Below are 26,731 nucleotides of genomic sequence, written 5' to 3' on the forward strand. Positions count from 1 at the left end.
TGGCGAAGCTTAACAGACTGTGCCGGCACTGAGTTGCCCAAAACTGCCGATCTGCCGGGCCGATCCGGTGGCAGATCGTCACAGGCCTGAAGGTTCACGCCTACGCTGTGATAAAGTCCGCGCCCTGAAAATCGTACAGCTGTTCAACGTGCCGTTTGGCGGCGTTGATGTCACTTCGACAGGCGTTTCGTGACTGCCCACGACGCTTCGCACCCTATAAAAAACAGAGATGCCGCTATGACCGCTTCATCCCCTTCGTTACTGCAACGCCTGAAACGCCTGAGTCTGGTCAGCCAGATCGTCATTGGTCTGATCGCCGGTATTGCCCTGGCCCTGATTGCACCGGAGCTGGCGAAGTCCACCGCGTTCATCGGCAAGGTATTTGTCTCGGCGTTGAAAGCCGTGGCGCCGATTCTGGTGTTCGTGCTGGTGATGGCCTCGATCGCCAACCACAAGCACGGTCAGGAAACCCACATCCGGCCGATCCTGTTCCTCTACCTGCTGGGTACATTCAGCGCTGCGGTGGTGGCCGTGGTCGCCAGCATGGCGTTCCCGTCAAATCTGGTGTTGTCCACCGAGAACGTTGCCGTGACTGCGCCCGGCGGCATCGGCGAAGTCCTGCAAAGCCTGTTGCTGAGCGTCGTCGACAACCCGGTCAGCGCGCTGATGAATGCCAACTTCATCGGCATTCTGGCCTGGGCGATCGGCATGGGCATTGCCATCCGCCACGCTGGCGACACCACTCGCGAAGTGCTCGGTGACTTGTCCAACGGCGTCACCGTGATCGTCCGCGTGGTCATTCGCTTCGCGCCGCTGGGCATTTTCGGCCTGGTCGCTTCGACACTGGCCACCTCCGGTTTCGGCGCGCTGCTCGGCTACGCGCACCTGCTGGCGGTGCTGCTGGGCTGCATGCTGTTTGTCGCGCTGGTGATGAACCCGCTGATCGTGTTCTGGAAGCTGCGCCGCAATCCGTACCCGTTGACCCTGATGTGCCTGCGCGAAAGCGGCATCACCGCGTTCTTCACCCGCAGCTCGGCGGCGAACATTCCGGTCAACCTGGAATTGAGCAAGCGCCTGGGCCTGCACGAAGACACCTACTCGGTATCGATCCCGCTCGGCGCCACCATCAACATGGCCGGTGCGGCGATCACCATTACCGTGCTGACCCTGGCGGCGGTGCACACTTTAGGCATCGCAGTGGACATTCCGACCGCGATCCTGCTCAGCGTCGTCGCAGCCATTTGCGCCTGTGGCGCTTCGGGTGTGGCAGGTGGGTCGCTGCTGCTGATTCCGCTGGCGTGCAGCCTGTTCGGCATCCCGAGCGAGATTGCCATGCAGGTCGTGGCGGTGGGCTTCATTATTGGCGTGCTGCAGGATTCGGCGGAGACCGCACTGAACTCGTCGACTGACGTGCTGTTTACAGCGGCAGCTTGCCTGGGCGAGGAAGAGAAGGCTCAGCGTACGGCGTAACCGCCTTACCTTGTGGGAGCGAGCCTGCTCGCGAAAGGGGCGAGACATTCAGCATTAATATCGCCTGATACGCCGCATTCGCGAGCAAGCTCGCTCCCACAGAAAAACAAAAGCCCGCCAAGGCGCGAACCTTGGCGGGCTTTTTCGTATCCGGGTTTTTAGAACGCGCCCATGTAATCGCGCTTGCCCACTTCAACACCGTTATGACGCAGCAGCGCGTAGGTGGTGGTGACGTGGAAGAAGAACTGCGGCAGGCCGTAAGTCAGCAGATACGCCTGACCACTGAAGCGCTTCTCCTTCGGCGTGCCCGGACGGGTCACGATTTCGATGCCTTCCTTGCCATCGATCTGCTCTGGCTTGATCTCGCCGATGAAGGCCAGGACCTTGGCGATCAACGCTTGCAGCTCGGCAAAGGTGGTTTCAGTGTCGTCGTACTTCGGCAGTTCGACTTCGGCCAGACGCGCCGACACGCCTTTGGCGAAATCCACGGCGATCTGCACCTGACGCACCAGTGGGAACATGTCCGGGTACAGACGCGCTTGCAGGAAGACGCTCTGGTCGATGTTTTTCGCGCTGGCGTGGGCTTCGGCCTTTTTCAGCACATCGCTCAGGGCGTTGAGCATTTGTTGAAAAACCGGGACGGATGCGGCGTACAGTGAAATGGTCATGGCAATCTCATGTGATGGCTGGGTAATACGTGGTGGCGATTATAGCCATGCTTGATGAGCACACGGCTTGCCTTTTGTTTGGCAAGGATTAGGCTAGGCGGCTTCGACTGCAGAGGGAACGCGCGATGAGCAACGAACAAGAATCCACCTCCGAACAGCCACGGTTAAATGCCACGGAAATCCGCATTCTCGGTGCGCTGATCGAAAAACAGGCCACCAGCCCGGAAACCTATCCGCTGACCCTCAACGCGCTGGTGCTGGCCTGCAATCAGAAAACCAGTCGCGAACCGGTAATGAACCTCAATCAGGGTCAGGTCGGGCAGAGCCTGCGGGCGCTGGAGGGTCGTGGTTTCACCCGGCTGGTGATGGGCAGCCGTGCCGACCGCTGGGAGCACAAGGTAGACAAGGCGCTGGAACTGGTGCCGGCACAGGTGATTCTGACGGGTTTGATGTTTCTGCGCGGTCCGCAGACCGTCAACGAACTGCTGACCCGCAGCGGGCGCATGCACGAGTTCGAGGACGCCGAGCAGGTCGTGCATCAGCTTGAACGCCTGATCGCACGCGGCCTGGCGGTGTTGATTCCGCGTCAGGCCGGGCAGCGTGAGGATCGCTACACCCATGCCTTGGGCGATCCGGCGGATATCGAGGCGATATTGGCGGCACGGCAGAATCCTGGGGAGCGCTCGAGCGCTGGCGTTTCCCTGGAGCGTATCGAGGAACTGGAAGCGCGGATCGCAGCGCTGGAAGAACGCCTGGCCCGCCTCGAATAATCGCAACAGAACCTCTGTGGGAGCGAGCCTGCTCGCGAAAGCGTAGTGTCAGTCACCACGATCTTGAATGACCCGCCGCCTTCGCGAGCAAGCTCGCTCCCACAGGGGACATCTGCGAATTTCAGATTTTATTCCCCATCCCAATAATCCACCCCATCCACCTGCCGCGCGACAGCTACAAAGCCCGAGGCATTGCCCTCGGCATCCACCGTGAAATTATCCATCACCGCATACTTGTTCGAATCCGGGTACTCGCAGATCTCCGGCTGCTGCTGAGTGCTCACCGCCAGATAACGCAGTTCGCCCGCGCTGGTATTGATGATCTGATGCGCCTTCTCGGGTCCGCCCGGTGGGCAGGCGATCACATCACCGGCGCGGATCGGAAAACGCTCGCCTCCCAACCGCACCTCGCCCTCCCCGGCCACCACGTAGAACATCTCCTCATTGACCCGATGGCTGTGGAATGGACTGCCGCGCATGCCCGCTGGCAGTGCATACAGGCGATAACCGAGTTTCTGCGCACCGAGTTGCTGACCGATCCGCGCGATACGCTGCTGATAACGCCCGGCGGTGTCGCCTTCAGGGGCCAGGGCTTCGGGAAGGGCTTCGAGTTCGACCTCGTTGAGATTGAGGATGGGCGGATGCATGGGCGGCCTCGGTTATGGTTTTTGTGATGAGCACGTCTGTGCGTGCTGGCGAGGATTATAGATAGTGATCCAGAACCGCAGCGCGGCCTTCGCGAGCAGGCTCGCTCCCACCTTCAATCGCATTCCAACTGGAGGAACACGCTCAATCTGTGGGAGCGAGCCTGCTCGCGAAGAGGCCAGCCCAGCCACTAAAAGATCAATCAGCTGCGCGCAAAATCCACCGCCGCCGCAAACTGCGCCTCATTCGGCCGCACCCCGGTGTACAGGACAAATTGCTCCAGCGCCTGAATCGCAATCACCTCAAGCCCGGTAATCACTCGCTTGCCCTCGGCCCGCGCCCGCACGATCAGCGGCGTCTCCGAAGGGATCGCCACCACGTCGAATACAGTCTCAGCCGCTTTGATCACTTCAGGCTCGAACGCCAGTTGCCCCGCCTCCGGCCCGCCGTCCATGCCTACCGGGGTGACATTGATCAGCATCTGCGGGCGCTCGTCACCCAGCTCGGCCTGCCAGCGATAACCCAGCGAATCCGCCAGGGCGCGCCCGGCCCGCTCGTTACGGGCGACCATCAAACCGTTCTTGTAGCCACCATCGCGCAGGGCGCTGGCCACCGCTTTGGCCATGCCGCCGCTGCCACGCAGCGCGAAGGTGGAATCCTTCGGCACCGCGTGGCTTTCCAGCAATTGCGCGACGGCGATGTAATCGGTGTTGTAGGCCTTGAGGTGGCCGCCAGTGTTGACGATGGTGTTGATCGACTGGATCGCCGCCGCCGACGCATCCAGCTCATCGACCAGCGCAATGCAGGCTTCCTTGAACGGCATCGACACGCCGCAGCCGCGAATGCCCAGTGCCCGAATGCCACCGACCGCGCCGGTCAGGTCCTGGCTGCTGAACGCCTTGTAGTAGAAATTCAGGCCCAGCTGTTCATACAAATGGTTGTGAAAACGCAGACCGAAATTCCCCGGGCGCCCCGACAGGGACATGCACAGTTGGGTGTCTTTGTTCGGGTTCATCTGCATGAAACTTCTCCTTCAAACGCACTTTCGGATGGACGGGATTGGCCAGCCCACCGGGTTCTGAATCATCATTGAGGCTTGTCTGTGGCGCCGCGCTGCCGGGTAAAGAAGCCGCTACAGACCTTACACAAAATTTACCCAGCGGCTGTGCTGAATTTCGCAATTTTGCTGTCTTAGCTGTATCCCCGCGACAACTGTGGGCCTGATTCAGGCCGCGGCGCCGGGTCGAAGAACCGAGGACTTATCATGATTCGTAAACTTCCCATCATGGCTTTGTTGATTGGCGCACTTGCCGTCACCGGCCAGGCTGAAGCGGGTGGTGGCCATGGCTGGCAGGGCCCTGCAGTGTTTGGCGCGATCGTCGGCTCGGCCATCATCGGCTCGGCACTGATCAACCAGGATCGGCCGGTGTACGTGCAGCAGCAGCCGGTTTATGTACAGCCGCAACCGGTCTACGTGCAGCAACCGCCACCGCCGGTCTATTACCAGCCGGCGCCGGTTTATGTGCAGCAACCGGTCTACGTGCAGCCGGCCCCCGTCTACTACGGCCCGCCTCGCGGTTATTACGGTCGCCCCCACGGCTACTACGGCGGCCCGCATGGCTACTACGGCGGTCCACGCTGGTAAGCGCAACACAGAGCCCCGTTTTCAAGCGGGGCTTTTTTATGACCGCTGGTCGGCCAACGTCTGAAAAAATCTCGCCAAGGTCGCTGTGAGGACAGTTCGAGCAGCTAAAGTCGGCATGATGGAATCGACCGTTGGGCTTTTTTCATCAAACGGTCACCGCTTTGTCATGACGGAACCGCAATCTGAATCCGTCCGTAAACAACAGATCGATAACAACAAGGACGACTGTATGCCCACACAAAACCCGCACCGCATCGTCGGTCTGTGCACCTCGAACAAGGTGTACAGCGCGCTCACCGAGCTCAAGCACCTGGAAGGCCATCGCTGCGCCAAGCTGCTGTCCCTGCTCGCCGAAAACCTGGTGCACAAGGGCCTGCTCAATGAGCGCGAAGTCATGCACATGCTCGATCAAGTGGTCGAATGACGCCAGACCTCACTGGCATCAATGACCACTATCGAAAGCGTTGATTGTCCGTCGTGCCGGCAAATCCCTAAGGTAGCCCCATCAGTTTGATGGAGGTTTCCCCATGGCACAGGTTCAAATCATGTCGGTGATCGGCAGCGCAGTTCCCGCTTCGCTGCGTGCATCCGGTTTGCTCGCTTGCTGGTATCTGGTGCGCGATGGCGAGCCGATCAGCGGCCCGCTCACCTCGTTACCAGCAGCGCAGGCCTTGTCGCAACAGGTCGCCAGCAGCACGTTTCACGCTTAGGGCAGTTGCACCTTGGGCTTGGTCTCGACGAACAGCGCCCAGCTCGACAGGAACAATGCGGCAATCAGCGGCCCGATCACAAAGCCGTTGAGGCCGAAGACCGCGAGGCCGCCGAGGGTGGAAACCAGAATCAGGTAATCGGGCATTTTCGTATCCTTGCCCACCATAATCGGGCGCAGCACGTTGTCGACCAGGCCGATCACGAATACGCCGAACAAGCCCAGCACCACGCCCTGCCAGATCATGCCGCTGAGCAGGAAGTACACCGCCACCGGCGCCCAGACAATCCCCGCGCCCACCGCTGGCAACAGCGACAGAAACGCCATCAGTACCGCCCAGAGCAATGCGCTGGGAATGTCGAGAAACCAGAAAATCAGCCCGCCCAGCGCGCCTTGGGTCACGGCCACGACCACGTTGCCCTTGACCGTGGCACGCACCACGCGGTTGAACTTCAGTTGCAGGCGGCGCTTGTGGTTTTCTTCCAGCGGCACGGCAGTGCGCATCTTGCGCGCCAGCTCGGGGCCGTCACGCAGAAAGAAAAACAGCAGATAGAGCATGATGAAAAAGCTCACCACGAATTCGAACGTGCCCTGGCCGAAACTGAACGCCTGAGTCGCCAGCACCTGGCTGCCCTGCATCGCCGCTTTGACGATCTTCTCGCGCAAGCTGTCGAGTTCGCCCATGCCAAAGCGGTCGAGCAAGTGCTGAAAGTACGGCGGCAGGCTGTGCTTGAACTGCGCCAGATAGGCAGCAATATCCAGCTCGCCACTTTCGATGTTCTTGTAGACCGTCGCGCCTTCCTGGACCAGCAGGATGCTGACGATGATCACCGGCAGAATCGCGACCACCAGGCACAGGCTCAAGGTGCACAGCGACGTCACGTTGCGTTGCCAGCCGAACTTCTGCTGCAAACTGCGCTGTACCGGCGCAAACAGAATGCCGAGGATGACAGCCCAGAACACCGCGCCGTAGAACGGCAGCAGAATCCAGATAAAGGCCACCGTGACCAGCACCAGCAGCACTGTCAGGGATTTGAATTGCAGACTCTTTTCGTTCATATCCGGTCCATGTCAGTCAGGCGTCACGCACGCCCGCCCCACTTAGTCAGCCGCCGAGCGCGCGAGTGCCATGTTTATTCATGGAGCATAGATCCAGATCAATAAACCCTCGCAACAGCTGCCCTACCCTGCGCGGCTTTTGCGACCGACACCCAAATGCCAACTCTCATCGCCCCCGAGCTTCTCGCCCCCGCCGGCACCCTGAAAAACATGCGTTACGCGTTCGCTTATGGCGCCGATGCGGTCTACGCCGGCCAGCCGCGCTACAGCCTGCGGGTGCGCAACAACGAGTTCGATCATGCCAACCTGGCGCTGGGCATCCGTGAGGCGCAGGCGCAGGGCAAGCGTTTCTACGTTGTGGTCAACATCGCCCCGCACAACGCCAAGCTGAAGACGTTTCTCAAGGATCTGGCGCCAGTGATCGAGATGGCACCGGATGCGCTGATCATGTCCGACCCGGGCCTGATCATGCTGGTGCGCCGGCATTTTCCACAGATGCCGATTCATCTTTCGGTGCAGGCCAACACGGTGAATTGGGCGAGCGTCGAGTTCTGGCAGCAACAGGGGCTGAGCCGGGTCATTCTGTCGCGCGAACTGTCCCTCGAAGAAATCGGTGAAATCCGCGAACAGGTGCCGGGCATGGAGCTGGAGGTGTTCGTGCATGGCGCGCTGTGCATGGCCTATTCCGGGCGCTGCCTGCTTTCCGGTTACATGAACAAACGCGATGCCAATCAGGGCACCTGCACCAACGCCTGCCGCTGGAAGTACACGGCGCAAGAAGCCACGGAAAACCAGCTCGGCGAGATCGTCCAGACCTTTCAGCCCGAGCCGACGCTGGGTCTCGGCGCACCGACCGATCAAGTCTTCCTGCTCCAGGAAGCCAATCGCCCCGACGAATTGATGCCGGCGTTCGAAGACGAACACGGCACCTACATCATGAACGCCAAGGATCTGCGCGCGGTGCAGCATGTCGAGCGCCTGACGCGCATGGGTGTTCATTCATTGAAGATCGAAGGCCGGACCAAATCGCATTTCTACTGCGCGCGCACCACCCAGGTATATCGCCGCGCGATCGATGATGCCGTGGCCGGGCGCGAATTTGATCGCAGCCTGATGCTGGATCTGGAATCGCTGGCCCAGCGTGGCTACACCGAAGGTTTTCTGCGCCGCCATGTGCACGACGAATATCAGAACTATCAGCACGGCAGTTCGGTGTCGGAGCGTCAGCAGTTCGTTGGCGAGCTGACCGGCGAGCGCCGGGATCGCCTGGCCGAAGTGAAAGTGAAGAATCGTTTTGCCGTGGGCGATCATCTGGAACTGATGACGCCCAAGGGCAATTTCCATTTTGATCTGCATGAATTGCAGAGTGTCGGCGGCCAAGCGATCGAGGTGGCGCCGGGGGATGGGCATACGGTGTACGTGCCGATACCGGACGCGGTGGATTTGCGCTTTGGGTTGTTGATGCGGGATTTGCGTGTTGGTTGACTGGCGATCTTGTCTGGCACTCGCAGCATGGCCGTGATTTGCTGCGAAGCCGATGCCGTCTTCGCGAGCAGGCTCGCTCCCACAGGGAGTTTGTGTCATCCACTGTGGGAGCGAGCCTGATCGCGAAGAGGCCGGCAACCTCACCAAAAAACCAGACCTCAGCGCAAATCATCCGACAACGGCGTCGGCTCATCCGCTGGCGGCACATCCTCGTCATCCGGCGGATCCTTCCAGTCATCCGGGCGGTCGGCATCGCTCAACGGGTCGCGGCCCGGGTCCATGCCCGGCGGTGCGTCGTGATCGCTCAGGGTCGGCTCGTCAGTGCCGGATACGGGGCGGGTCTGGTCGGTGGGCGCCATGCCACCGGGAACAAGCGAGTCATCAGCCATGCTGCACCTCACAATACTGGCCCGGATTATCCGGGGCGTATTGTTTGGAAGCGCGACCTTTGACGGCGTGCGATAGATCAGACCAGCGGCATCAGCCTTGGGCGATAAAGCGATCGCGACTGTTGGTCAGGTGCAGCCACATCGCGGCGCGGGCGGCATCGGCGTCCTGGCGCTTGATCGCATTCAGAATCGCCTCGTGTTCCAGATTGGCCAAGTGCCCGAGCTTGCTCAGATCCGCCGCGCCGCGCTCGGCGGCATTCAGGCGATTGCGCGGGATCATCGCACTGCCCAGGTGCTGCATGATCTCGCTGAAGCAAGCGTTACCGGTGGCCTCGGCGATCAGCAGATGGAAACGCCGATCGGCCTCCACGCAGCTGTCATTGTTTGCCAGCAGCCGTTGATAGTCGTCCAGCGCCTGACGCATCTGCTGCACCTGCTGCTCACTGCGCCGCTGCGCCGCCAGCGCCGCCGCTTGCGTCTCCAGGCCCATGCGCAACTCGAGAATGCTGCGCACGCCGAGCGCCGTGTCGACGTTCAGGCGCAGGCCCTGCTCCGCTGCGCGCTCGATGACGAAAGTACCGATGCCGTGGCGCGTCTCGACCAGCCCCGAGGCCTGCAACTTGGAAATGGCCTCGCGCACCACCGTGCGGCTGACGCCGTGCTCCTGAACGATGGAGTTCTCCGAAGGCAGCTTGTCACCGGGCGACAGTTGTCCGAGCAGGATGCTCTGGGTGAGCTTTTCCACCAGGTCATGAGCGAGGTTGTGCGTGCGTTTGCGCGCGGGCGCGTCGAGGTCTTCTTGCATGATCGGTTCCGGTGATCGGGGCTTGCCGATCGTAGCACTGCGGAATGACGGTTGAGATGGATTTTAGCGGTCGATGGGCCATCAACTTGTATGACAACACTCAATTACGTCGAATATTTTCGATCGCCTGCCATCATGCACTACCATTCATATCTCAAAAAAGCGCTCCGCTCGACTGGCTCAACGATCAATAAATACGAGCTTAAATCTTGTTTTCGCATAAGAAACCGAACAATCAGAAGAATTTAATCGCCCCTCCCCACTTGTAGGACAAAAAATTACGGTTGTATGATGTCTAGCAACAACGCAGCACACAGTCCTACCCGCATAAAAATAATCAGTGGGAGAAACATCAGTGAAAACCTCCATCTCCGGGATGCAGGACAGCGTCGATCCGACGCTCGCTTCAGCCATCTCCAAAGTCAAACGCCACGTCCTGCCGCTCTTCGTGATCATGTTCATCGTCAATTACATTGACCGGGTGAACATCGGCTTCGTCCGCACCCACATGGAAACCGATCTGGGTATTGGTGCTGCCGCCTACGGCTTCGGCGCCGGGCTGTTTTTCATCGGCTACGCGCTGTTCGAAGTGCCGTCCAACATGCTTCTGCAAAAAGTCGGCGCACGCATCTGGCTGACCCGCATCATGTTCACCTGGGGCATAGTCGCGGCCTGCATGGCCTTCATCCAGAACGAAACCCACTTCTATATCCTGCGTTTTCTGCTCGGTGTCGCCGAGGCCGGGTTCTTTCCCGGGGTGATTTATTACTTCACCCGTTGGCTGCCAGGCGTTGAGCGCGGCAAGGCGATCGCGATTTTCCTCAGCGGCTCGGCCGTGGCCTCGCTGATCTCCGGTCCGCTGTCCGGTCTGCTCCTGCAGATCAATGGGCTGGGCATGCACGGCTGGCAGTGGATGTACTTCATTGAGGGAATGTTCTCGGTGTGCCTGTGCGTGTTTGTCTGGTTCTGGCTGGATGCCAAACCCCACGACGCCAAATGGCTGAGCCGCGCCGAACAGGATGCACTGGTCAGCGCCATCGACGACGAGCAAAAGGCCCGTGAAGCGGCGACGCCGATCCGGCCGTCGCTGGGCAAACTGCTCAAGGACCGACAGATCATTCTGTTCTGCCTGATCTACTTCTTCATTCAGCTGACCATTTATGCGGCGACTTTCTGGCTGCCGAGCATCATCAAGAAGATGGGCGAACTCAGCGACGTGCAGGTCGGCCTGTTCAACTCGATTCCATGGTTGCTGTCGATCGTCGGCATGTACGCCTTCGCCTCGCTGTCGGCGAAGTGGAAACATCAGCAAGCGTGGGTCGCCACTGCCCTGTTGATCGCCGCAGCGGGGATGTTCATGTCCACCACTGGCGGGCCGATCTTTGCCTTCGTCGCGATCTGCTTTGCGGCGCTGGGTTTCAAATCCGCCTCGTCGCTGTTCTGGCCGATTCCCCAGGCTTATCTGGATGCACGCATCGCGGCGGCAGTGATCGCGCTGATCAACTCGGTGGGCAACCTCGGCGGCTTCGTCGCACCGACCACCTTCGGTCTGCTTGAGCAACACACCGGCTCGATCCAGGGCGGCCTCTATGGCCTGGCCGCGACCTCGATCATCGCCGCAATCATCGTCTTCGCCGCGCGCACCACGCCCAAACCCGCTGCTGAAAAGGCTGTGGCCGACGCCGCGCCGAAACACGCCTGACTACGTCTCGACAAGGAAAACAACAATGACTGTTCATGACACCGCCAAAGCTCCGATCATCACCGACATGCAGGTCATTCCGGTGGCCGGTCACGACGGCATGCTGCTCAACCTGAGCGGCGCCCACGGGCCGTTTTTCACCCGCAACATCGTCATCCTCAAGGACAACTCCGGCCACACCGGCGTCGGCGAAGTGCCCGGTGGCGAGCGTATTCGCCAGACCCTGGAGGACGCGCGCAATCTGGTGGTCGGCAGCCCGATCGGCACCTACCAGAAGATCCTCAACCAGGTGCGCCAGACCTTCGCCGACCGCGATGCCGGTGGCCGTGGTCTGCAGACGTTCGACCTGCGCATCACCATTCACGCGGTCACCGGCCTGGAAGCCGCCCTCCTCGACCTGCTCGGCCAACATCTGGACGTGCCGGTGGCGGCGCTGCTCGGTGAAGGTCAGCAACGCGACGAAGTGAAGATGCTCGGTTATCTGTTCTACGTCGGCGATCAACACGAAACCGATCTGGCCTATCGCAGCGAACCGGACGCCGACAACGACTGGTTCCGTGTGCGTCACGAGAAAGCCATGACCGCCGAAGCGGTCGTGCGTCTGGCCGAGGCGGCGCACGCCAAGTACGGTTTCAAGGATTTCAAACTCAAGGGCGGCGTGCTCAGTGGCGATGCCGAAATCGAAGCGGTCACGGCATTGGCCGAGCGCTTCCCTGAAGCGCGAATCACCCTCGATCCGAACGGCGCATGGTCGCTGAAAGAGGCGATTCGTCTGTGCCGCGATCAGCACCACGTACTCGCCTACGCCGAAGATCCGTGCGGCGCGGAAAACGGTTATTCCGGGCGCGAAGTCATGGCTGAATTCCGCCGCGCCACCGGACTGAAAACCGCGACCAACATGATCGCCACCGACTGGCGCGAAATGGGCCACGCGATTCAGTTGCAGTCAGTGGACATCCCGCTGGCCGACCCGCACTTCTGGACCATGCAGGGTTCGGTGCGCGTCGCGCAGATGTGTCATGAATGGGGTTTGACGTGGGGCTCGCACTCCAACAACCACTTCGATATCTCTCTGGCGATGTTCACCCACGTCGCCGCTGCCGCACCCGGCGAGATCACCGCCATCGACACCCACTGGATCTGGCAAGACGGTCAGCGCCTGACCAAGGCACCGCTGCAAATTGTCGACGGCTGCGTGCAAGTGCCGCAGAAACCTGGACTGGGCGTGGAGCTGGATCTGGATCAAGTGGCCAAGGCCCACGAACTGTACAAAGGCATGGGCCTCGGCGCGCGGGACGACAGCGTGGCGATGCAGTTCCTGATTCCGGGGTGGAAATTCGATAACAAACGGCCGTGTCTGGTGCGGTGAGAAAAATCGAGGATTAAAGCCCGGCCCTGTAATTCAACTGATAAACCTGTGGGAGCTGGCTTGCCAGCGATAGCGGTGGGTCAGCCAGCATCAATGTTGGCCATTGCGACCCCATCGCTGGCAAGCCAGCTCCCACAGGGAATGAGGTGAATCAGGCAGAAATTTGCAGCAACCAGGTTCTGAACGCTTTCATCGCCACCGTTTCCGCTCGCGACTGCAACCGCGTCAGCCAGTAACTGCCGGTGATGATCTCGATCGCAAACGGCTGGCAAATCGCATCAGCCGCCAGTTGCCGGGCGAACATCAGCGGCGGCGCCAACGCCACGCCGCCGCCCTGCAATGCCGCTTCCATCATCGCCAGCGACGAATCGAAGACGATGCTTTGCGGTGGCGCGGCCTGCGTCGCCAGGCCCGCTGCGTGAAACCACTGCGGCCATTCATCGGTGCGATAGGAACGCAGCAAGGTCTGCTGCAACAAGTCCGCCGGCGCGTGCAGTTGCCGGGCAATCTCCGGCACGCATAACACCGACAACGGCGCATCGAGCAAGCGTGTCGCCTCAATGCCATGCCAGGCGCCAGCGCCGAACCGAATCGCATAATCCAGCCCTTCCGCCGCCACATCGACCCGGTTGTTATGGGTCGACAGGCGTAAATCTATCAGCGGATATTTCGCCCGAAAGTCCGCCAGCCTCGGCAACAGCCAGCCCACGGCAAACGTGCCCACTGCGCCGACCGTCAACATGTCGCGATACTGCCCACCGGCCAGACGCTCGAGCATCTGCGCAATGTGGTCGAATGAGGTGCTGAGCACCGGCAGCAAGGTTTCGCCTTCACTGGTCAGCATCAGCCCACGGGGCAGGCGCTTGAACAGGGTCAGGTTGAGCTGCGCTTCCAGGCTTTTGACCTGATGGCTGACCGCTGCCTGCGTTACGCACAGTTCGACGGCGGCGCGGGTGAAGCTCAGATGACGTGCCGAGGCTTCAAACGCGCGCAGAGCGTTGAGCGGCAGTTGCGGTCGAATCATGGGTTGTCCCAAATTTTTCTAAGGCTTCGTGCGAGTTTTCATCGTTTGTCGAAGGTCGGCAAAGTGCCTAAATTAACCGCGCTGATCAGCCGCCCGATGAAAAAATCACCCGCAGTGTAGCGGGATACAACAAACGACACTCATGGAGAGTGATTCACTCATGTGTTCCTTCAAACCGAGCAAGGTCTTTTCCCACAGCGCTTTCGCACTGTTCTTCGGCAGCGTTACCTGCCATGCCGCGACGCCGACCGATGGGCAATTGCAGGCACTGGTCAGCCAAGCCGTCACCCCAGTGATGCAACAAAACAACATCCCCGGGCTGACCGTGGCGATCACCCTGAATGGCCAGGCGCATTACTTTAACTACGGGGTCGCCGCTAAAGACACCAGGCAAAAGGTCAGCGAAAACACCCTCTTCGAAGTCGGCTCGGTGAGTAAAACGTTCACCGCCACCCTCGCCGGTTACGCCCAGGCCACAGGCAAACTCGACCTGTCGAGCAAGGCCAGCCAACTCTGGCCGGAGCTCAAGGACAGCGCCTTCGACAACATCAGCGTGCTGCAACTGGGCACCTACAGTGCTGGCGGTCTGCCGTTGCAATTTCCTGCTGAGGCGGATTCTTCCGACAAGATGCTCGGCTATTACCAACAGTGGAAACCGCAATTTCCCGCCGGCAGCCATCGCCTGTATTCCAACCCGAGCCTGGGCCTGTTCGGCTACCTGACGGCGAAAAGCCTCGACCAGCCGTTCGACCAGGCAATGACGCAAACCCTGCTGCCGAAACTCGGCTTGCAGCACACTTTCCTCAGCGTGCCGCCAGCGCAGTCGAAGCTTTACGCCCAAGGCTACGACAGCGCCGACCAACCAGTGCGCGTCAGCCCCGGTGCCCTTGACGCCGAGGCCTACGGCATCAAAACCAGCGCCGCCGACCTGTTGCGTTACGTTCAGGCACAGCTGAAACCGGCCAGCCTTGCGCCTGATCTGCACCAAGCCATCGCCAACACCCACATCGGTTATTACCGCGTCGGCGACATGACCCAAGGCCTGGGCTGGGAGCGCTACGCCTACCCGATCAGCCTGGAAAAACTGCAAAACGGCAACTCGACCCCCATGGCCATGGAACCGCACAAAGTCGAGTGGCTGACCCCACCGCAAGCTGAACCGGCCAATGTGCTGTTCAACAAAAGCGGATCTACGCGGGGCTTTGGCGCGTATGTGGCGTTCGTCCCGTCGCGGGACATGGGCATCGTGATTCTGGCCAACAAGAACTACCCGAATGCCGAACGGGTGAAGATTGCGCATACGGTTTTCGCGGCGTTGGCGGATTAGGAGTGAAAGATCGTCCGATCGCGGCCCGAGCCTGCGGCAGCTTCTACAGGATCGGGTTTTCACTCGGTTAACGTTGGAGGTTTCGCAGGCTGCAACAACTTTCGATCAGAAGATGACTTGTGGGAGCGAGCCTGCTCGCGAATGCGCTCGATCAGTCACCTTTCAGCGCCTGAAAAACCGCTTTCGCGAGCAGGCTCGCTCCCACATTTGAACTGTGTATTTCACAAAAAAATGTGGGAGCTGGTCTACCAGCTCCCACAGGGATTTTGCTTCACTCATGCAACGCGCAATCAATCAATCAATCAATCAATCAATCAATCAATCAATCATCCGGCATCTGCGGCGGTTTGCTCGGTTTCGCCGGTTTGCTGCCCTTCGCGCCTTTGGCCGGTTCCGGCTCGGTGGCGGCAGGCGTTTGTGCGGCGGCGGCCGCAGCGGCGGCTTCTTTTTCGGCCATGGGCATGGCGTCGATGGTTTCGAAGATTTTCGCCAGGCTCAATGCCTTGGCTTCATCACCCGAGGCGGAGAGCTTGGTTTCGCCGTCCTTGCCCACCAGGAACACTTTTGGATAAGCCCCCGCGCCGAGCTTCAGCGAACGCAGCAGGGCCATGGTGTCCTGCTGGCCCATGTCCTTGCCGTCGAGCTGGCCGGACATGCTGAGGATGGTGTAGACCTTGATGTTGCGGTCGGTGACGCCCTTTTTGTTGGCCGGGTCTTCCAGTGACTTTTTCAGGCTCAGCCAGACCGGGTCGACGGTGCTTTGCGCAATCACGATCAGCGGGCGGGCGCGGCCCACGTCCCCGGCCAGGGGTGAATCGCTGTCGGCGGCGAACAGGGGGCCAGCGATTGCCAGCAAGAGGGTCAGGGTCAGGGACCTGATGAGCATGCGCATCTCCTTTTGATATCCACGCACTACTGATTGCGCATCGTGGCGATTGTTCCGGCGGTGTCTGGCAAAAAGGCATTGCCCTGTCAGAAGCTTAGGTCAGGGAGAACTTTGCGCAACATGACGTAAGCGATCATCGGCACCTCCCTACGGCCGCTGCACAGGAAGTGTTTTCTCCAGGCTGAGTCAGAACGCCAACTTATAACCAATCAACACCAGCATCGTCGCCAGGCACGGGCGCAGGACTTCGTCGGAGATGCGTCCGGTCAGGTGGCTGCCGAGCCAGATGCCTGGCAGCGAGCCCATCAGCAGGAAACCCAGCACGCCCCAGTCCATGTTGCCCATGCTTGCGTGGCCGAGGCCGGCGACGAGGGTCAGGGGTACGGCGTGGGCGATTTCGGTGCCGACCAGGCGGCGGGTTGGCAGTAGCGGGTAGAGGATGAACAAGGCAACGGTGCCGAGTGCGCCGGCGCCGATCGAGGTCAGGGCGACCATGGTACCGAGGATCAGACCGGTGATCACCGTCATCACGTTAAGCCGCGAACCGCTCGGGTTGTAGTTGCCGCCGGCGCGTTTGTGGGCGAATTCGAGCAAGCGTTTCTTGAAGAAGATTGCCAGGGCAGTAGCGAAGAGGACGAAGCCGAGCGCCTGCTTGATGATGGCGTTCATCGCGTCCGGCGCGGTGTGCAGGGTGCTGAGGAACCACAGGGTCATGGCCACGGCCGGCACACTGCCGAGGGTCAGCCAGCCGGTGATGGCCCAGTCGATGTTCTTGTTCTTCCTGTGAACGAGGACGCCGCTGGATTTGGTGATCGCAGCGTACAGCAGGTCGGTACCCACCGCCGTCGCCGGGTTGATGCCGAACCACAGCAGGATCGGCGTCATCAACGAACCACCGCCGACACCGGTCATGCCGACGATAAACCCCACCACCAGCCCGGCAATCACCAGGCCGAAATTTGCCAATTCCATTCAAACGTCCAGAAAACGACAGGAAAATCTGGCCCGCAGCATAGCGATTTTTCTTATAACCACATATATCGATGCGGTCTATCGTTATGCCATATCGAATTTGCTGCAGTTACCTGTGGGAGCGAGCCTGCTCGCGAAGGGGGTGTCAGCCGACCGATGAGTTGAATGACGCAACGCATTCGCGAGCAGGCTCGCTCCCACAGTGGCCCCTGGCGCTACAGAAAACCTGCCGGGCTCACTGCACCGGCAGGAAATTCAAGAACAGCAGGCTTTGCGCGTAATTCAGGCCGATCCTGCGATAGCGCTCATCGAGCATCTGCGTGAGCAGATCCAGGCGCGCGACGATTTTGCTGAATTCGGTGGCGAAGCTGAGGTTGCTGCCCTCCTCCGAGATTTCGTTGGAGAACAGCAACGGCTGACCTTCCTTGTTCTGCCGTTGCGACAAGATCCACATGGCTTTTTCGATGTTGCGCGCCGCGTTGTGCACGAACGTCGGGTTGATCGCGTCGGTCATGTAGAACTCGGTGCGATTGCCGTGAGCGGTGACCAGCATGCTGCCGATTGCATAGATGAAGGCGCCGACGCGGTCGCCGAGGAATTCCGGGCTCATCGCATAGCTCAGCGCCGCCAGATCCTTGCGCCCGCCCAGCACGGGCAATGGCTGCTGTTGCTCGACAGCGAGACGCACCTGTTTCACGGCGGCGTTGACGGTGAGGAAACCGGATTTGCGCAGTTCTTCCGGGTTGCGCAGGTAGAGCTTGCCCATCAGCCGGTAAAGGCTGTCGAGGTTGTCGCGCATCGCCAGGGTGGCCATGCGGTCGACGCTGGTCTGCAGAAATTCCTGCGGCTGCCCTTCACGTATCTGATTGAAAAATCCATTGCCGTTCTGGTGGCTGCAGCCGCTGAGCAACAGCGACAACAGGCTGGCCAGCAGCAGGCACGGGCGGCGGTGAGCGACGGTGATCAGGGCAAAAACACTCGGCATGAAGTCTCGGACAGGCACATTCCTGTGCGGCGGGAGTCACCGCATCCTGGCCATGCATAGAGCCGCCGATTGCGAAAAAGTGCAGTGCCCGGGCGGTGAGCCGACCTTCGGCGCTTTTCGCCATATCAATTAGTCGGACTTTATATTTGCCAACAGCGGTAAATCCGCTATAAATCTTCTGCGAAATATTCAATAGCCTGACTAATTGCGTTTTCTCAAAACAACAACAAAAAGGAAGGTCAACCATGCTTCAATCCCGTCACCTGCTCTCCGGCCTCGGACTGTCCCTGATGATCGCTACCCTTTCCGCCAACGCGGCGGGCCTGACCGCCGAACACAAAGCCTTCGGCAAAACCAATGACGGCACGCCTGTGGAACAGTACATCCTGCGCAACAGCCACGGCATGCAAGCCACCGTGATCACCTACGGCGCGACCCTGCAAGCGCTGAAAGTCGCTGACAAACACGGCAAGTTCGACGACGTCGTCTTGGGTTTTGACGATGTGCAGGGCTATCAGAAAGGCACCGCGTACTTCGGCGCGACCATCGGCCGTTTCGGCAACCGCCTGGCCGAAGGTGCTTTCGAACTCGATAGCAAGCGCTATCAAGTGCCGCAGAACGACAAATCCAACGCCCTGCACGGCGGCCCCGAAGGTTTCGACAAGAAAGTCTGGAAGGCCAAAGAAACCAAGGACAAGGATTCGGTTGGCGTAACCCTGACCTACCTCTCGGCCGACGGCGAGATGGGCTTCCCGGGCAATCTGACCACCGAAGTCACCTATCGCCTGACCGACAACAACGAGCTGCGCATCGACTACAAGGCCAGCACCGACAAGCCGACCGTGCTCAACCTGACCAACCATAGCTACTTCAACCTGGCCGGTGCCGGCAATGGCGATATTCTCAAGCAAGTCGCCATGATCAACTCCAGCCATTACACGCCGGTCACCGCGAAACTGATCCCGACCGGGGAGCTGGCGCCTGTGGCCGGTACGCCGATGGACTTCAGCAAACCGACGGCGATCGGCACGCACATCAAGGCTGATCATCCGCAGCTGAAATTCGCCGAGCCGAAACAGGGCGGCTTCGATTTCAACTGGGCGCTGGACACCAAGGGCGATGTCAGCAAGCTCGCCACCGAAGTCAGCGACCCGCAATCCGGACGCGTCCTGCAACTGTTCACCAGCGAGCCGGGCGTGCAGTTCTACACCAGCAACTTCCTCGACGGCACGGTCAAGGGCAAGGGTGGCAAGGTCTATCCGCACTGGGGCGCATTCACCCTCGAGACCCAGCACTATCCGGATTCGCCGAACCAGCCAGACTTCCCGAGCACGCGGCTTGATCCGGGGCAGACTTACGCCCACAGCGTAATCCTCAAGTTCTCCGCCAAGTAACCTGCCATGCTCCCCGTGGCGAGGGGATTCATCCCCGTTGGGATGCGAAGCAGCCCTGATCCTGCAACACGCGCTGTATCAGACAGCGTTCTATTGCAGGTTTTTGGGGCTGCTTCGCAGCCCAGCGGGGATAAATCCCCTCGCCACGATTGACCGGTTTCATCCTTGACTCCTCCTTCCTTCCGGGAACCCTTGCTCTATCCTGCTGCCCACTAAAGATATCGACTCTTTAAGGCAGGAGGTTTGAATGCGTACCCTTGAGTTGGCTGGCGTGCAGGTTCCCGTAATTGGTCAGGGCACCTGGCGCATGGGCGAGGATCGTTCGGCGCACAGCCGTGAAGTGGCAGCGCTGCGCACGGGCATCGAGCTGGGCATGAGCCTGATCGACACCGCGGAGATGTACGCCGAGGGCGGTGCCGAAACGGTGGTCGGCGAAGCCATCGCCGGTTTGCGCGATCAAGTCTTTCTGGTCAGCAAGGTCTACCCGCACAACGCCAGCCGCCAGGGCATCCCGCAAGCCTGCGAGCGCAGTTTGCGTCGGCTCGGCACTGACTACATCGATCTGTATCTGCTGCACTGGCGCGGTCAGTATCCGCTGGAGGAAACCGTCGAAGCCTTCGAACGCCTGCGCGAGGACGGCAAGATCGGCCGTTGGGGGGTGTCGAATTTCGATGTCGACGACCTCGAAGAACTCTCCAGCTCGGCCTGCGCCACCAATCAGGTGCTGTACAACCTCGAAGAGCGCGGTATCGAATACGATCTGCTGCCGTGGTGCCAGCATCAGCGCCTGCCGTTGATGGCGTACTGTCCGATCGGCCAGGGCGGCGCGATGCTCGCCGAGCCAGTTCTGCAAGACATTGCCAGTCGTTACAACGCCACCCCGGCGCAGGTTTCGCTGGCGTGGCTGCTGCGTCAGGACGGCGTGATTGCGATTCCCAAGGCTGTGCGCCCGGAGCATGTGCAACTCAATGCCGAGGCGGCCCAACTGCAACTGGACGCCGGGGATCTGGCGGCGCTGGACAAGGTGTTCCCGGCGCCTCAACGCAAGCAGCGCCTGGCCATGGTCTGAGCTGCCGACTGCGAGGGCTTCGCCATGAGAAGCACAGATCTGCACGACCCGTTCAACCTGCAACGTTTTGTCCAGGCACAGGACCCGGTGTTCGACCGGGTCCAGCGTGAACTCGAGACCGGCCGCAAGCGCAGCCACTGGATGTGGTTCGTCTTCCCGCAATTCGCCGGGTTGGGCGGCAGCGAGATGGCCCGACGCTTCGCCATTGGTTCAGCCGAAGAAGCCCAGGCTTATCTGGCCCACGACCTGCTCGGGGCGCGGCTGCGCACCTGCACGCAACTGGTGCTGAATGTGCCGCAGCGCTCGATTGCAGAAATGTTTGGCCACCCCGATGACCTGAAATTTCATTCTTCGATGACCCTGTTCGCCCAGTTCAGCGCCGAGGACAGTCTGTTCCATCAGGCACTGGAGCGTTACTTCCACGGCATTCTCGATGAATGGACGCTGCAATTGCTCGACTCAAAACAGGCCCAGCTGCCCACCGATCAGGGTTGAGAAGTCGTCGTCGACAAACGGCAGAATCGCATCCGCCACTGGTTGCAGCTGCCGAGTGATGTAGTGGTCGTAGTCGATGGCGGCGCGGCGTACTTCCAGCGGCTCCGGGCCGGCCAGGGTGATGACGTAGCTGATCCAGCCGCCGTTCTGATACTGCCGGGGCCGCCCCTGCTCGGCGTTGTAGTCGTCGGCGAGCCGCGCCGCGCGGACGTGCGGCGGTACGTTGCGTTCGTAATCGTCGAGAGTGCGGCGCAGACGCTTGCGGTAGATCAGCCGATCGTCGAACTCGCCAGCGAGCGTCTTGCGCACGTAGTCGCGCACGTAATCCTGATACGGCTTGCGCTGAAAAATCCGCTCATACAGCTCCTGCTGAAATTGCCGCGCCAGCAGCGACCAGTCGGTGCGCACGGTTTCCAGGCCCTTGTAGACCATTTCCTCGCTGCCATCGGCGCGGGTGACCAGACCGGCGTAGCGCTTCTTGCTGCCCTCCTCGGCGCCTCGAATCGTCGGCATCAGGAAGCGCTTGTAGTGAATCTCGAACTGCAATTCCAGCGCGCTTTCCAGCCCGTATTCCTCGCGCACATGCGCGCTCCACCAATCATTGACGTGCTTGACCAGCGCGTGGCCGATCTGCGCTGCTTCTTCCTGGCCGTGCAGGCGGCGCAGCCAGACGAAGGTTGAATCAGTGTCGCCGTAAATCACCGCGTGGCCCTGTTCTTCGATCAACTGGCGGGTGCGCAGCATGATTTCGTGGCCGCGCAAAGTGATCGACGAGGCCAGCCGGGTATCGAAAAAACGGCAACCACTGGAGCCGAGCACGCCGTAGAAGGCGTTCATGATGATCTTCAGCGCTTGGGACAGCGGCGCATTGTGCTCGCGCTTGGCGGTTTCGCGCCCTTCGGCCACCCGCGCCACGATGGACGGCAGGCAATGGCGGGTGCGCGAGAAACGGGCGCCACGGAAGCCCGGCACCGAGTCAGCGTCGTCCGGGTGTTGCAGGCCCTCGATCAAGCCCACCGGGTCGATCAGAAAGGTGCGGATGATCGACGGGTAAAGGCTTTTGTAATCGAGGACCAACACCGATTCGTAAAGCCCCGGCCGTGAATCCATGACAAACCCGCCGGGGCTGGCCTGGGGTGGATTGGTGCCCAGATTGGGTGCAACGAAGCCCTGACGGTGCATCAACGGCATGTACAAATGGGTGAACGCGGCGACGGAACCGCCGCTGCGGTCGGCCGGCAAACCGGTAACGCTGGCGCGTTCGAGCAAAAACGTCAGCAGTTCGGTCTTGGCGAAGATCCGCGTGACCAGTTCGCAGTCCTTGAGGTTGTACTTGGCCAGCGCCGGTTTGTCCTCGGCGAACATGCGGTTGATCTCGTCCATGCGCTGGTATGGGTTATTGATCGCCTTGCCTTCGCCGAGCAGGGTCTGCGCGACGTTTTCCAGGCTGAACGAGGGAAAACTCCAGGTCGCCGAACGCAACGACTCGATGCCATCGATGATCAGCCGCCCCGCTGCCGAGGCGAAGTAGTGATTGCGGCTGCCGTGCTCGCGCCACTGCATTTCTTCGCCGCCACGACCGATCTTCAGCGGCACGCCAAGACGCCGCGCGTGTTCGTGAAGGATGCGCAAATCGAACTGCACGACGTTCCAGCCAATGATCGCGTCGGGGTCGTGGCGGGCGAACCAGTCGTTGAGTTTCTTCAGAATGAGCGTGCGCGAGTCGCAGTACTCGAGGTCGAAATCGACAATGCTCGCGTCGCCATTCGGCGCGCCGAGCATGTACACCTGGCGCTCGCCACAGCCTTCCAGAGCGATGGAATACAGCTCGCCGTTTTCGGTGGTTTCGATGTCGAGTGAGACCAGGCGCAGTTTCGGCCGGTAATCGGGGTCGGGTTTCAGTTGGGCGTTGATCAGTACGCCGTCAGCATCAGGCGTGCCGCCAAACAGCACCGGCGCGGTGATGAAGCGCTCCATCAGATAGCGCTCCGGCGGGCGCACGTCGGCTTCAAAGACGTCGACGCCGGCGCGGTTGAGCGCGGTTTCGAGGCGCATCAACTGGCCGTGCTGCTGGCAATACAGACCGAGCACAGGACGATGCTGAAAATCGAGCAAGGCCAACGGTCGCAGCTCTACATTCTTTTCATCGTGCAGCAGACGCTCGGCTGCTTCTCGCTGTGCGGCGGGAATAAATGCGACCGACGGCTGATGCGCCAGACGCACGCGGCGCGGCCCGGCGTCCGTTGCCAGCCAGAACTCGACTTCGGTGCCGGCCGGCGTATCGCGCCAATGCCGGGTCAGGACGAAGCCCTGCTGTAAATCCACCAATGCGACCTCGAAAATTGGAAGTGGCCGGCATTCTACGCGCCATTTGTGGCTAGGGGGTTTATCCCCTTTGGCCTGCGCAGCAGGCCCTTTCATTAAAAGCGGGGCCGCTTCGCGGCCAGCGGGGATAAATCCCCTCGCCACAGATAAATCCCATCTCCACAGATAAGTCCTCTGCCACAGATAATCCCCCTTGTTACAGATAAATCCCCTCGCCACAGATGCTTCATTCACCGATACAAAGATGTTTTTTCCGGCAAATGGCGTTTTTTGCACGCTAACTGCCGCTTTGCCACCTTGCTCTGCGCGGCTGGGTCTACGATGCTTGATGAACAACGACAACACCTGAGTAACCGCCATGAAGACCGTCGCCCAACTGCTCAAGCTCAAAGATCAGAAAAATCAGGAAGTGCACCAGATCAAACCCGATCACATGGTGCTCGAAGCGCTGATGAAGATGGCCGAGAAAAACGTCGGCGCCTTGCTGGTGGTCGAAGACGACAAAGTGGTCGGCATCATCAGCGAGCGCGACTACGCACGCAAACTGGTACTGCACGGGCGCTCTTCGGTGGGCACGCCAGTACGCGACATCATGGTCAAGGACGTGATCACCGTGGATACCCGACAAACCGTCGACACCTGCCTGGGCATCATGTCGGACAAACGCCTGCGCCACTTGCCGGTGGTCGAGGACGGCAAGTTGATCGGCCTGTTGTCGATCGGCGATCTGGTGAAGGAAGCGATTGCCGAACAGGCCGAGCTGATCAAACAGCTGGAGCAGTACATTCGCGGCGACTGAGCCCACCGCCGTGATCCCCTTGTGGGAGCGAGCCTGCTCGCGAATGCGCCAGGTCAGTGATGATCGTTCCCACGCTCTGCGTGGGAATGCAGCCTGGGACGCTCCGCGTCCCTCTAAAGCCGAACGCGGAGCGTCCGTTGAGGCGTTCCCACGCAGAGCGTGGGAACGATCTCGCCTGTCAGGCCGGCCAATGCCGCTCAAACACCGGTGCCAGCACCGGGTGTCGGTCGATCCTTTGCAGCCAAGCATAAAAGCCCGGGCGGGTCTGGCGCAGGTGTTCGCGGCTGCCGGCCCAGCGGCTCACCACGGCCGCCAGCACATCCAGTGCACCGGGCGTTTCATCATCCAGATACAGCTCCCCGGAAAACTGATCGGCGAATACCTCCCAACTGAAGTGCAGGCGCTGGCGGGTGCCGGCGATCAGGTTTTGCCGTGCGCTCTCGTCGGGCGTGCTCAGCCAGCGCTCGGGGTAATCGATGATGCCGACCGCCGCGTAGCAATTGCTGACGATATAGGCGAGGCCGCGAATCGCCTGATCACGATCGGCTGCCTTGCTCGGCAGCAGGCCGGACTTGGGAAACGTCAGGCCCAGGTGAATCAGGATCGCCGCACTTTCGGTCATGGCGCTGCCGTCCGGCAGTTGCAGGGTCGGTATCTGTTTCAGCGGATTGAGTTTGCCCAGCGCCTCGTCGGCCTCGGCGCTGGCTTCGGTATCAATGAAGCGATAGGCGATCTGGCACAACTCCAGTGCCGCCTCGATGGCAGCCGCGCCGGAATTCTTGTGCCCGTAGAGCTGGTACATGTCCGTTCCCCCGATAAGGCCTTTGCACAGGGTAGATGGCTGGCTGGCCTGACGTAGAAAATTCTGCATATGTGTCGTGATTGGCACGTTTTTCCCATGCACTGCCGACTTGCGAAATCAACCTTCGCCAATCAGCGCTGGCGGTGCCCATCCCGCACCAAGAGCATTCATCGAACGCTATCCGCGTTCTTGTAAGGTGCGACAGCGAACCAAAAGTTCGCCTGTCCGAGCTGGCAATAAGGAGTTCACCCGTGAATCTTCAAATGCTCCGCCGTACGACATACCCCACTCACTCGCAAATCCAGCCCCAAGTTCAGCCGAGCCTATTCAGCCTGGCGCGTTTCTCCTTTATTACCTGAAACCCAATGCACACTTTGCGTGCCTGGCGATCGAGCGATCGCCGGGCGCCAAGTGTTATTTATTTTTTAAATACGAAAATTAATAAAAGGCACAACAACAAGATTGTCGAACAATGACTTTCCGTCATTGAAGTTGCACCAAAAGCGCACGCCCGAATGTGATGCAGTTAACCAATACTCCAGAATCAAAATAAGGAACATGTCCTGTGAACCGCTGAATGACTGACCTGCACCAAATCGATTCGCTACGCACCGATAGGTGCTAAGCCTGATCACCGAGCAGCCGCTCTATCCCGCCGATTGGCGTGATACAGCGTTCCCTCTGACTCGCTCTGGAAAAAGCCCTTCTGCGAGGACTTGAGGACCGCTTCGCGCCGAATAAACAGTGGGCGAAACTGAAACTTATATAAATGCGACATCAGTAACACCGAAGATATGCGTTCAACCCGTTTCAGCAACATCTGGCACACCTGTTGCAAACTGTAACAAACCTGAGACAGCTCACGACTCCACACAACAACAAGCCACGGAATGGATAATGAACAATCGATATAGATGCTACTAAGCCATTAAGTTTGTTCGAGGCCGTTTAAACAGATAGTCCAACTATCGGCCCGCGTACACCTTGAAGAAAGTTGCACCCACTCACTCGAACATCAGCCATATGTTCGGACGGCACCTTATTGCCCTTCATCTGACCCGAGGGAGCTTTAATGAACGATGCGGTAAAGCACAAAACCCTGCCGGGGCCGTTGCGGCAAGCGCCGGTCCCGCCGGCAACGGGCAGGCCGGCGTTTACAGCCAATACGTCACGACCCGGCGGGTTGAACAAACCACAGATGCTCTTGCTGATCGCCGTGTCGGCGCTGATACACGGCGGCGCGTGGTGGTTCTTCCATCAGGCGCGGCCGGAGCCACTGCCGACGCCGCCGGAAATTCCGGAAATGACCGTCGAGCTGACCAGCCCGACGCCTCCGGCCCCGCCAACACCGGAACCACCACCGCCGCCCCCGCCTCCACCGCCGCCGGAACCCGAGCAGCCGGTGGAAGACGAGGACGCGGTCAAGCCGCCGCCCAAACCGGTGGAGAAGCCCAAGCCAATCGAAAAACCAAAACCGGTCGAGAAACCCAAACCGGTGAAGAAAGTCGAGCCACCGAAAGCGCCGCCGGCCCCGGCGCAACCTGCCGCACCTGCGGCGCCGACAACACCGAGCGCACCACCGGCACCACCTGCTGCGCCCGCTCCGGTCAAGGAATCGGCGGCGATTTCCGGCCTGGCCAGCCTTGGCAACCCGCCGCCGGAATACCCGTCGCTGGCGCTGCGCCGCAATTGGGAAGGCAGCGTGGTGCTGCGCATTCAGGTGCTGGCCAACGGCCGTGCCGGCAGCGTGACGGTGACCAAGTCCAGCGGCAAGCCGCAACTGGATGAGGCGGCCGTCGCGGCGGTGAAGAACTGGAAGTTCATTCCCGCCAAGCGCGGTGACACGCCGATCGACGGCTTCGCCACCCAGACCATCGATTTCAAATTGCCGCAATGACGGCACAACCGACTCATTACTGATTAACGCAAGCGAGGTG

General features: G+C 60.3%; 26 protein-coding genes. 14 read left to right on the top strand and 12 right to left on the bottom strand.

What is annotated here, in order from left to right:
• Window positions 1-237 precede the first annotated feature (237 nt).
• Complete coding sequence (gene sstT, locus KVG87_RS18695; protein ID WP_024013468.1) at window positions 238-1,470, top strand: serine/threonine transporter SstT; 1,233 nt, start codon at window positions 238-240, stop codon at window positions 1,468-1,470.
• Window positions 1,471-1,628: 158 nt separating this feature from the next.
• On the opposite strand, the gene KVG87_RS18700 is transcribed toward sstT, so the two are convergent.
• Window positions 1,629-2,138: a DUF1993 domain-containing protein gene (locus KVG87_RS18700; protein WP_016775348.1), complete on the bottom strand. Its 510-nt coding sequence runs from the start codon at window positions 2,136-2,138 to the stop codon at window positions 1,629-1,631.
• A 125-nt stretch (window positions 2,139-2,263) separates the two neighbouring features.
• Here KVG87_RS18700 and KVG87_RS18705 point away from each other — a divergent pair, with 125 nt between their 5' ends.
• Window positions 2,264-2,908, top strand: coding sequence for a YceH family protein (locus tag KVG87_RS18705; protein WP_041477166.1), 645 nt, complete (start codon window positions 2,264-2,266; stop codon window positions 2,906-2,908).
• A gap of 128 nt (window positions 2,909-3,036) precedes the next feature.
• On the opposite strand, the gene KVG87_RS18710 is transcribed toward KVG87_RS18705, so the two are convergent.
• Entirely contained in the window at window positions 3,037-3,555 is a 519-nt protein-coding gene (locus KVG87_RS18710) for a cupin domain-containing protein (RefSeq protein WP_197891482.1), read from the bottom strand.
• A gap of 200 nt (window positions 3,556-3,755) precedes the next feature.
• Window positions 3,756-4,574: a shikimate 5-dehydrogenase gene (locus tag KVG87_RS18715; RefSeq protein ID WP_217851977.1), complete on the bottom strand. Its 819-nt coding sequence runs from the start codon at window positions 4,572-4,574 to the stop codon at window positions 3,756-3,758.
• A 243-nt stretch (window positions 4,575-4,817) separates the two neighbouring features.
• Between KVG87_RS18715 and KVG87_RS18720 the strand changes: the two genes are divergently transcribed.
• The 3 genes from KVG87_RS18720 (at window position 4,818) to KVG87_RS18730 (ending at window position 5,908) form a co-directional block, all read left to right on the top strand.
• On the top strand, window positions 4,818-5,198 hold the full coding sequence (locus KVG87_RS18720; RefSeq protein ID WP_024013471.1) for a hypothetical protein: 381 nt from the start codon (window positions 4,818-4,820) through the stop codon (window positions 5,196-5,198).
• A 229-nt stretch (window positions 5,199-5,427) separates the two neighbouring features.
• Window positions 5,428-5,622, top strand: a complete 195-nt coding sequence (locus KVG87_RS18725) for a hypothetical protein (protein WP_056789862.1) — start codon at window positions 5,428-5,430, stop codon at window positions 5,620-5,622.
• Between the two features lie 103 nt (window positions 5,623-5,725).
• Window positions 5,726-5,908, top strand: coding sequence for a hypothetical protein (locus KVG87_RS18730; RefSeq protein ID WP_041477171.1), 183 nt, complete (start codon window positions 5,726-5,728; stop codon window positions 5,906-5,908).
• Here the strand turns inward: KVG87_RS18730 and KVG87_RS18735 are convergent.
• Window positions 5,905-6,966, bottom strand: coding sequence for an AI-2E family transporter (locus tag KVG87_RS18735; protein ID WP_217851979.1), 1,062 nt, complete (start codon window positions 6,964-6,966; stop codon window positions 5,905-5,907). The two genes, KVG87_RS18730 and KVG87_RS18735, sit on opposite strands and share 4 nt — an antisense overlap.
• Window positions 6,967-7,122: 156 nt before the next feature.
• Here KVG87_RS18735 and trhP point away from each other — a divergent pair, with 156 nt between their 5' ends.
• Entirely contained in the window at window positions 7,123-8,451 is a 1,329-nt protein-coding gene (trhP, locus tag KVG87_RS18740) for a prephenate-dependent tRNA uridine(34) hydroxylase TrhP (protein WP_217851981.1), read from the top strand.
• Between the two features lie 158 nt (window positions 8,452-8,609).
• On the opposite strand, the gene KVG87_RS18745 is transcribed toward trhP, so the two are convergent.
• Both KVG87_RS18745 and KVG87_RS18750 read right to left on the bottom strand, forming a co-directional pair.
• The gene (locus KVG87_RS18745; RefSeq protein WP_217851984.1) at window positions 8,610-8,840 is read right to left on the bottom strand and encodes a hypothetical protein; all 231 of its coding nucleotides are present in this window, start codon (window positions 8,838-8,840) and stop codon (window positions 8,610-8,612) included.
• A 91-nt stretch (window positions 8,841-8,931) separates the two neighbouring features.
• The gene (locus KVG87_RS18750) at window positions 8,932-9,645 is read right to left on the bottom strand and encodes a FadR/GntR family transcriptional regulator (protein ID WP_016775357.1); all 714 of its coding nucleotides are present in this window, start codon (window positions 9,643-9,645) and stop codon (window positions 8,932-8,934) included.
• A gap of 355 nt (window positions 9,646-10,000) precedes the next feature.
• Here KVG87_RS18750 and KVG87_RS18755 point away from each other — a divergent pair, with 355 nt between their 5' ends.
• Together KVG87_RS18755 and gudD are read left to right on the top strand one after the other, a co-directional pair.
• The gene (locus KVG87_RS18755) at window positions 10,001-11,347 is read left to right on the top strand and encodes an MFS transporter (protein ID WP_024013478.1); all 1,347 of its coding nucleotides are present in this window, start codon (window positions 10,001-10,003) and stop codon (window positions 11,345-11,347) included.
• Window positions 11,348-11,372: 25 nt separating this feature from the next.
• Window positions 11,373-12,716 (top strand): glucarate dehydratase, encoded by a 1,344-nt coding sequence (gudD, locus tag KVG87_RS18760; protein WP_217851986.1) that lies wholly within the window; start codon window positions 11,373-11,375, stop codon window positions 12,714-12,716.
• A gap of 151 nt (window positions 12,717-12,867) precedes the next feature.
• Here gudD and KVG87_RS18765 read toward each other — a convergent pair whose 3' ends face one another.
• A complete protein-coding gene (locus KVG87_RS18765; protein ID WP_217851988.1) occupies window positions 12,868-13,740 on the bottom strand; it encodes a LysR family transcriptional regulator in 873 nt (290 codons plus the stop codon).
• Window positions 13,741-13,900: 160 nt separating this feature from the next.
• Here KVG87_RS18765 and ampC point away from each other — a divergent pair, with 160 nt between their 5' ends.
• Window positions 13,901-15,067, top strand: a complete 1,167-nt coding sequence (gene ampC / locus KVG87_RS18770; RefSeq protein ID WP_217851991.1) for a class C beta-lactamase — start codon at window positions 13,901-13,903, stop codon at window positions 15,065-15,067.
• Window positions 15,068-15,389: 322 nt separating this feature from the next.
• Here ampC and KVG87_RS18775 read toward each other — a convergent pair whose 3' ends face one another.
• The 3 genes from KVG87_RS18775 to KVG87_RS18785 form a co-directional block, all read right to left on the bottom strand.
• Window positions 15,390-15,953 (bottom strand): DUF4174 domain-containing protein, encoded by a 564-nt coding sequence (locus tag KVG87_RS18775; RefSeq protein ID WP_016775365.1) that lies wholly within the window; start codon window positions 15,951-15,953, stop codon window positions 15,390-15,392.
• 186 nt (window positions 15,954-16,139) lie between these two features.
• Window positions 16,140-16,925 (bottom strand): sulfite exporter TauE/SafE family protein, encoded by a 786-nt coding sequence (locus KVG87_RS18780; protein ID WP_071172964.1) that lies wholly within the window; start codon window positions 16,923-16,925, stop codon window positions 16,140-16,142.
• A 235-nt stretch (window positions 16,926-17,160) separates the two neighbouring features.
• Window positions 17,161-17,910, bottom strand: a complete 750-nt coding sequence (locus KVG87_RS18785) for a hypothetical protein (protein ID WP_217851993.1) — start codon at window positions 17,908-17,910, stop codon at window positions 17,161-17,163.
• Window positions 17,911-18,155: 245 nt separating this feature from the next.
• On the opposite strand from KVG87_RS18785, the gene KVG87_RS18790 reads away from it, so the two are divergent.
• The 3 genes from KVG87_RS18790 to KVG87_RS18800 all read left to right on the top strand — a co-directional run bounded on the left by KVG87_RS18790 (window position 18,156) and on the right by KVG87_RS18800 (window position 20,868).
• Window positions 18,156-19,304: an aldose epimerase family protein gene (locus tag KVG87_RS18790; RefSeq protein WP_076563577.1), complete on the top strand. Its 1,149-nt coding sequence runs from the start codon at window positions 18,156-18,158 to the stop codon at window positions 19,302-19,304.
• 247 nt (window positions 19,305-19,551) lie between these two features.
• On the top strand, window positions 19,552-20,373 hold the full coding sequence (locus tag KVG87_RS18795; RefSeq protein ID WP_217851996.1) for an aldo/keto reductase: 822 nt from the start codon (window positions 19,552-19,554) through the stop codon (window positions 20,371-20,373).
• A 24-nt stretch (window positions 20,374-20,397) separates the two neighbouring features.
• Window positions 20,398-20,868 (top strand): DUF1810 domain-containing protein, encoded by a 471-nt coding sequence (locus KVG87_RS18800; protein WP_217851998.1) that lies wholly within the window; start codon window positions 20,398-20,400, stop codon window positions 20,866-20,868.
• Here the strand turns inward: KVG87_RS18800 and KVG87_RS18805 are convergent.
• Window positions 20,833-23,193 carry a DNA polymerase II gene (locus KVG87_RS18805; protein WP_217852001.1) on the bottom strand — a complete coding sequence of 787 codons (2,361 nt, stop codon included), beginning with the start codon at window positions 23,191-23,193 and terminating at the stop codon, window positions 20,833-20,835. The two genes, KVG87_RS18800 and KVG87_RS18805, sit on opposite strands and share 36 nt — an antisense overlap.
• Before the next feature lie 358 nt (window positions 23,194-23,551).
• Between KVG87_RS18805 and KVG87_RS18810 the strand changes: the two genes are divergently transcribed.
• Window positions 23,552-23,992: a CBS domain-containing protein gene (locus KVG87_RS18810; RefSeq protein ID WP_056788691.1), complete on the top strand. Its 441-nt coding sequence runs from the start codon at window positions 23,552-23,554 to the stop codon at window positions 23,990-23,992.
• Window positions 23,993-24,170: 178 nt separating this feature from the next.
• On the opposite strand, the gene KVG87_RS18815 is transcribed toward KVG87_RS18810, so the two are convergent.
• On the bottom strand, window positions 24,171-24,794 hold the full coding sequence (locus KVG87_RS18815; protein WP_073471360.1) for a glutathione S-transferase N-terminal domain-containing protein: 624 nt from the start codon (window positions 24,792-24,794) through the stop codon (window positions 24,171-24,173).
• Between the two features lie 1,072 nt (window positions 24,795-25,866).
• Between KVG87_RS18815 and KVG87_RS18820 the strand changes: the two genes are divergently transcribed.
• Window positions 25,867-26,691 carry a TonB family protein gene (locus tag KVG87_RS18820; RefSeq protein ID WP_217852003.1) on the top strand — a complete coding sequence of 275 codons (825 nt, stop codon included), beginning with the start codon at window positions 25,867-25,869 and terminating at the stop codon, window positions 26,689-26,691.
• Window positions 26,692-26,731: the final 40 nt, after the last annotated feature.

The organism is Pseudomonas siliginis (genome assembly GCF_019145195.1).
In the GTDB taxonomy this organism is placed as follows: Bacteria; Pseudomonadota; Gammaproteobacteria; order Pseudomonadales; family Pseudomonadaceae; genus Aquipseudomonas; species Aquipseudomonas siliginis.

Bases quoted from the DNA above. Each gene is read 5' to 3' on its own strand.
- sstT (WP_024013468.1), top strand. From the start codon at position 238: ATGACCGCTTCATCCCCTTCGTTACTGCAACGCCTGAAACGCCTGAGT.
- KVG87_RS18700 (WP_016775348.1), bottom strand. From the start codon at position 2,138: ATGACCATTTCACTGTACGCCGCATCCGTCCCGGTTTTTCAACAAATG.
- KVG87_RS18705 (WP_041477166.1), top strand. From the start codon at position 2,264: ATGAGCAACGAACAAGAATCCACCTCCGAACAGCCACGGTTAAATGCC.
- KVG87_RS18710 (WP_197891482.1), bottom strand. From the start codon at position 3,555: ATGCATCCGCCCATCCTCAATCTCAACGAGGTCGAACTCGAAGCCCTT.
- KVG87_RS18715 (WP_217851977.1), bottom strand. From the start codon at position 4,574: ATGCAGATGAACCCGAACAAAGACACCCAACTGTGCATGTCCCTGTCG.
- KVG87_RS18720 (WP_024013471.1), top strand. From the start codon at position 4,818: ATGATTCGTAAACTTCCCATCATGGCTTTGTTGATTGGCGCACTTGCC.
- KVG87_RS18725 (WP_056789862.1), top strand. From the start codon at position 5,428: ATGCCCACACAAAACCCGCACCGCATCGTCGGTCTGTGCACCTCGAAC.
- KVG87_RS18730 (WP_041477171.1), top strand. From the start codon at position 5,726: ATGGCACAGGTTCAAATCATGTCGGTGATCGGCAGCGCAGTTCCCGCT.
- KVG87_RS18735 (WP_217851979.1), bottom strand. From the start codon at position 6,966: ATGAACGAAAAGAGTCTGCAATTCAAATCCCTGACAGTGCTGCTGGTG.
- trhP (WP_217851981.1), top strand. From the start codon at position 7,123: ATGCCAACTCTCATCGCCCCCGAGCTTCTCGCCCCCGCCGGCACCCTG.
- KVG87_RS18745 (WP_217851984.1), bottom strand. From the start codon at position 8,840: ATGGCTGATGACTCGCTTGTTCCCGGTGGCATGGCGCCCACCGACCAG.
- KVG87_RS18750 (WP_016775357.1), bottom strand. From the start codon at position 9,645: ATGCAAGAAGACCTCGACGCGCCCGCGCGCAAACGCACGCACAACCTC.
- gudD (WP_217851986.1), top strand. From the start codon at position 11,373: ATGACTGTTCATGACACCGCCAAAGCTCCGATCATCACCGACATGCAG.
- KVG87_RS18765 (WP_217851988.1), bottom strand. From the start codon at position 13,740: ATGATTCGACCGCAACTGCCGCTCAACGCTCTGCGCGCGTTTGAAGCC.
- ampC (WP_217851991.1), top strand. From the start codon at position 13,901: ATGTGTTCCTTCAAACCGAGCAAGGTCTTTTCCCACAGCGCTTTCGCA.
- KVG87_RS18775 (WP_016775365.1), bottom strand. From the start codon at position 15,953: ATGCTCATCAGGTCCCTGACCCTGACCCTCTTGCTGGCAATCGCTGGC.
- KVG87_RS18780 (WP_071172964.1), bottom strand. From the start codon at position 16,925: ATGGAATTGGCAAATTTCGGCCTGGTGATTGCCGGGCTGGTGGTGGGG.
- KVG87_RS18785 (WP_217851993.1), bottom strand. From the start codon at position 17,910: ATGCCGAGTGTTTTTGCCCTGATCACCGTCGCTCACCGCCGCCCGTGC.
- KVG87_RS18790 (WP_076563577.1), top strand. From the start codon at position 18,156: ATGCTTCAATCCCGTCACCTGCTCTCCGGCCTCGGACTGTCCCTGATG.
- KVG87_RS18795 (WP_217851996.1), top strand. From the start codon at position 19,552: ATGCGTACCCTTGAGTTGGCTGGCGTGCAGGTTCCCGTAATTGGTCAG.
- KVG87_RS18800 (WP_217851998.1), top strand. From the start codon at position 20,398: ATGAGAAGCACAGATCTGCACGACCCGTTCAACCTGCAACGTTTTGTC.
- KVG87_RS18810 (WP_056788691.1), top strand. From the start codon at position 23,552: ATGAAGACCGTCGCCCAACTGCTCAAGCTCAAAGATCAGAAAAATCAG.
- KVG87_RS18815 (WP_073471360.1), bottom strand. From the start codon at position 24,794: ATGTACCAGCTCTACGGGCACAAGAATTCCGGCGCGGCTGCCATCGAG.
- KVG87_RS18820 (WP_217852003.1), top strand. From the start codon at position 25,867: ATGAACGATGCGGTAAAGCACAAAACCCTGCCGGGGCCGTTGCGGCAA.